Below are 4,379 nucleotides of genomic sequence, written 5' to 3'. Positions count from 1 at the left end.
GCCACCCCCGAGGGCGACGTCGTCCAGGTGACGGGCCTGGTCGAGAAGCCCGACCCCGCCGACGCCCCGTCGAACTACGCGGTCATCGGCCGCTATGTCCTCGCCCCGGAGATCTTCGACGTCCTGCGCGAGACGGAGCCGGGCCGCGGCGGGGAGATCCAGCTGACCGACGCGCTCCAGCAGCTCGCCGACGACGAGAAGTCCGGCGGCCCGGTGCACGGCGTCGTCTTCCAGGGCCGTCGCTACGACACCGGCGACAGAGGCGACTACCTGCGCGCCATCGTCAGGCTCGCGTGCGAACGCGAGGACCTGGGCCCGGAGTTCCGGACCTGGCTGCGCGGTTACGTCGGCCAGGAGCTGGCCGAGGGCTGACGGCAGGAGACAGAGAAGAGGGCGGGCCCCGGAGGAGATCCTCCGGGGCCCGCCCTCTTTGTCGCCGTCGCCGTCGTGAACGGCTGCTGGGCCGTCGTCCGGAACAGCCCGGAACCGTCCTGCGGAACAGCCCGGAACCGCTGTCACGGAACGGCCCGGGTCGCCCCACCGGGAGCGACCCGGGCCGTCAGCCCGTACGGTCCGACGCCGTCGCCTAGAAGGGCTCGAAGTCGTCGAACTCCCGGCCGGCCTCGTCCCGTTCGGCGTCCCTGTCGCGGCGGCGCTGGGCCGCGGGACGGGGCGCCTCGAAGCGGTGGTCCTCGCCGCGGCGGCCGAGCATCTCGGCGCCGGCCGTGACCGACGGCTCCCAGTCGAAGACGACCGCGTTCTCCTCGGGACCGATGGCGACGCCGTCGCCGCTGCGGGCGCCCGCCTTCATCAACTGGTCCTCCACACCGAGGCGGTTGAGCCGGTCGGCGAGGTAGCCGACGGCCTCGTCGTTGTTGAAGTCGGTCTGGCGCACCCAGCGTTCGGGCTTCTCGCCGCGCACCCGGAACAGCGGCTCGCCGCCGACCTCCTCGCGGGTGACGGTGAAGCCGGCGTCGTCCACGGCCTTGGGCCGGATGACGATCCGCGTGGCCTCTTCCCTGGGCTTGGCCGCACGCGCCTTGCCGACCAGCTCACCGAGGGCGAAGGACAGCTCGCGCAGGCCGATGTGGGCGACCGCGGAGACCTCGAAGACGCGGTAGCCGCGGGCCTCCAGGTCGGGCCGGACCATCTCGGCGAGGTCCTTGCCGTCGGGCACGTCGACCTTGTTGAGGACGACGAGCCGGGGCCGGTTGTCGAGGCCGCCGTACTGCCGCAGTTCCTCCTCGATGATGTCGAGGTCGGACAGCGGGTCGCGGTCGGACTCCAGGGTCGCGGTGTCCAGGACGTGCACCAGCACGCTGCACCGCTCCACGTGCCGCAGGAACTCCAGGCCCAGGCCCTTGCCCTGGCTGGCGCCCGGGATCAGACCCGGCACGTCGGCGATGGTGTAGACGGTCGAACCGGCGGTCACCACACCGAGGTTGGGCACCAGGGTGGTGAAGGGGTAGTCCGCGATCTTCGGCTTGGCGGCGCTGAGCACCGAGATCAGCGAGGACTTGCCGGCGCTCGGGTAGCCGACCAGCGCCACGTCGGCGACGGTCTTCAGCTCCAGGACGATGTCCTGGAGGTCACCGGGCACGCCGAGCAGCGCAAAGCCGGGCGCCTTGCGGCGGGCCGAGGCCAGCGCCGCGTTGCCGAGGCCACCGCGGCCGCCCTGCGCGGCAACGTACGACGTCCCGTGCCCGACCAGGTCGGCGAGCACGTTGCCCGCCTTGTCGAGCACCACGGTGCCGTCCGGGACCGGCAGGACCAGGTCCTCGCCGTCCTTGCCGGAGCGGTTGCCGCCCTCGCCGGGCTTGCCGTTGGTGGCCTTGCGGTGCGGGGAGTGGTGGTAGTCGAGCAGCGTGGTGACCGACTGGTCCACGGTGAGGATGACATCGCCGCCACGGCCGCCGTTGCCGCCGTCCGGGCCGCCCAGCGGCTTGAACTTCTCACGGTGGACGGAGGCACAGCCGTGGCCCCCGTTACCCGCGGCGACATGCAGTTCGACGCGGTCCACGAAGGTGGTCATGGTTCAGTGCCTCCAGAAATCACGGGTATGTCTAGGTACTAACACGCGAAAGGCGGACCCGCCTTCCCGACCGGGAAGTGAGGTCCGCCTCGCGAAGCGTTCGGTGCCGAATCAGCTGATTCAGGCGACCGGAACGATGTTCACGACCTTGCGGCCACGGTGGGTACCGAACTCCACCGCACCCGGCAGCAGGGCGAACAGGGTGTCGTCGCCGCCACGGCCGACGCCGGCGCCGGGGTGGAAGTGGGTGCCGCGCTGGCGGACCAGGATCTCACCAGCGTTCACGACCTGACCGCCGAAGCGCTTCACGCCGAGCCGCTGGGCATTGGAGTCGCGACCGTTCCGGGTGGACGATGCGCCCTTCTTGTGTGCCATGTCTTCTCAGTCCCTTACTTCGCAGCCGTGGGGATCGACGTGACCTTGATCGCCGTGTACTGCTGGCGGTGGCCCTGCCGACGGCGGTAGCCGGTCTTGTTCTTGTAGCGCAGAATGTCGATCTTCTGGCCCTTGTGGTGGTCCACGACCTCGGCCTGGACCTTGATGCCGGCCAGCACCCACGGGTCGCTGGTCACAGCGTCGCCGTCGACAACGAGCAGGGTCGAGAGCTCGACCGTGTCGCCAACCTTGGCGGTGGAAATCTTGTCAACCTCAACGATGTCGCCGACAGCAACCTTGTGCTGGCGACCACCGCTGCGCACGATGGCGTACACGCGGATCTCTCTTTCGCTCGAAGAAACGGCACCCCCGCAGGCCAGCCGCCCGGCAGCAGCATGGGCGACCTCTCCCGGCCGGCCTAGCGTCCGGGAGGAACAGGTTTACGGGGATGTGGCGGGTCGATGACACGCCGACGGTCAAGGTTACGGGCCGGGGCCGTGGGGGTCAAACTGGGCGTCCGGCCCCTCACGTCGGCATCCCGGCGTTCAGGCGGCCGCGGCGACGTACCCGGCGTACGCCTCCTCGATGCCCTCCGGTGACAGGCCGAGGTGCTCCAGGATCGTGTAGCGGCCCGGCCGGGTCTCCGGCGCGAACGCCACGGCCCGGACGAACTCCTCGTCGCTGAAGCCGATCTCCTCGGCCACCACGGGCAGCCCGTGCCGGCGCAGCCCCTCCACGATCAGCCGGGAGCCTTCCTGGTCGCCGCGCAGATACGTGGCGAAGGCGGCGCCGAGACCCACCTGTTCGCCGTGCGCGGCGGCCCGGCGGGGGTAGAGCAGGTCGAGTGCGTGACTGATCTCATGGCAGGCGCCCGAGGAGGGCCGGGTGTGCCCGGCGATCGACATGGCGATGCCGGTCAGCACCAGACCCTCGGACAGCACGGTGAGGAACCCGTCGTCGCCGCAGCCGCCCGGGTGCCTGAGGACCGCCTCGCCGGCCTGGCGGGCCATGGCCGCGGCGAGACCGTCGATCTTCTCGCCGTTGACCCGGTGGTCCAGCTCCCAGTCCGCGACCGCGGAGATGTTGGACAGGGCGTCGCCGATGCCCGAGCGCACGAAGCGCAGCGGGGCCTCGCGGATCACGTCGAGGTCGATGAACAGGGCGATGGGCGCGGGCACGCCGTAGGAGCCGCGCCCCGCGTCGTTGTCCAGGTTGGACACGGGCGAGCAGATGCCGTCGTGCGAGAGGTTCGTCGGCACGACGACCAGGGGCAGGCCGATCCGTGCCGCGGAGTACTTCGCACAGTCGATGATCTTGCCGCCGCCGATGCCCACGACCGCGTCGAAGTCCCCGGACTTCATCCGGTCGGCCAGGTCGACCGCCTCGTCCAGGGTGCCGCCGCCCACCTCGAACCAGGTGGCGGCGGGCAGGGCCGGCGCGAGGCGCTCGCGCAGCTGGGCGCCGTACCCGCGGCTGACCGCGACGGCGAGCCGCCCGGAGTCGGAGATGCGCTGGTCGGCGAGCACGCCCGCCAGGTCGTCCAGGGCACCCGCGCGGATGTCCATGACGATCGGCGAGGGGAACAGCCGGGTCAGTACCGGCATGCGATCTCCCGCCCGCGGGCGAGGTCCTCGTGGTTGTCGATCTCGACCCAGTCGACGTCGCCGATCGGCGCCACGTCGATCCGGAAGCCGCGGTCGACCAGCTCCTGGTAGCCGTCCTCGTAGTACAGCTGCGGGTCGCGCTCGAAGGTCGCGCGCAGGGCGTCGGCCAGCTCCCCGGCCGCGTCGCCCTCGATCAGGGTGACGCCGATGTACTCGCCGGTCGCCTCGGCCGGGTCCATCAGCTTGGTGATCCGGGTCATCCCCTTCTCGGGATCGACGACGACCTTCATCTCCTCGTCCGCCAGGGACTTCACGGTGTCCAGCGCGAGGATGATCTTCTTGCCGTCGCCGCGGGCGGCCAGCAGCGT

At 71.0% G+C, this 4,379-nt stretch carries 5 protein-coding genes and 1 pseudogene; 1 reads left to right on the top strand and 5 read right to left on the bottom strand.

Translation table 11 applies throughout. The features are described from left to right. Window positions 1–372, top strand: a 372-nt coding sequence (locus tag ACWDD7_RS37335) for a sugar phosphate nucleotidyltransferase (protein WP_450460671.1), incomplete at its 5' end; no start/stop codon positions are given. Between the two features lie 214 nt (window positions 373–586). Here the strand turns inward: ACWDD7_RS37335 and obgE are convergent. The 5 genes and pseudogenes from obgE to ACWDD7_RS37310 all read right to left on the bottom strand — a co-directional run. Next, window positions 587–2,032: a GTPase ObgE gene (gene obgE, locus ACWDD7_RS37330; protein ID WP_450460670.1), complete on the bottom strand. Its 1,446-nt coding sequence runs from the start codon at window positions 2,030–2,032 to the stop codon at window positions 587–589. Between the two features lie 120 nt (window positions 2,033–2,152). After that, window positions 2,153–2,407 carry a 50S ribosomal protein L27 gene (rpmA, locus tag ACWDD7_RS37325; protein ID WP_030779398.1) on the bottom strand — a complete coding sequence of 85 codons (255 nt, stop codon included), beginning with the start codon at window positions 2,405–2,407 and terminating at the stop codon, window positions 2,153–2,155. A 14-nt stretch (window positions 2,408–2,421) separates the two neighbouring features. Then, complete coding sequence (rplU, locus tag ACWDD7_RS37320) at window positions 2,422–2,742, bottom strand: 50S ribosomal protein L21 (RefSeq protein ID WP_009188585.1); 321 nt, start codon at window positions 2,740–2,742, stop codon at window positions 2,422–2,424. A gap of 210 nt (window positions 2,743–2,952) precedes the next feature. Next, window positions 2,953–4,011 (bottom strand): iron-containing alcohol dehydrogenase family protein, encoded by a 1,059-nt coding sequence (locus ACWDD7_RS37315; RefSeq protein WP_450460669.1) that lies wholly within the window; start codon window positions 4,009–4,011, stop codon window positions 2,953–2,955. Next, a pseudogene (locus tag ACWDD7_RS37310) lies at window positions 3,999–4,379 on the bottom strand (phosphocholine cytidylyltransferase family protein); the annotation flags it as partial. The gene ACWDD7_RS37315 and the pseudogene ACWDD7_RS37310, both read right to left, overlap by 13 nt.

This window comes from Streptomyces sp. NPDC001056, from assembly GCF_053598955.1.
This window is presented reverse-complemented; position numbering and strand designations above follow the sequence as displayed.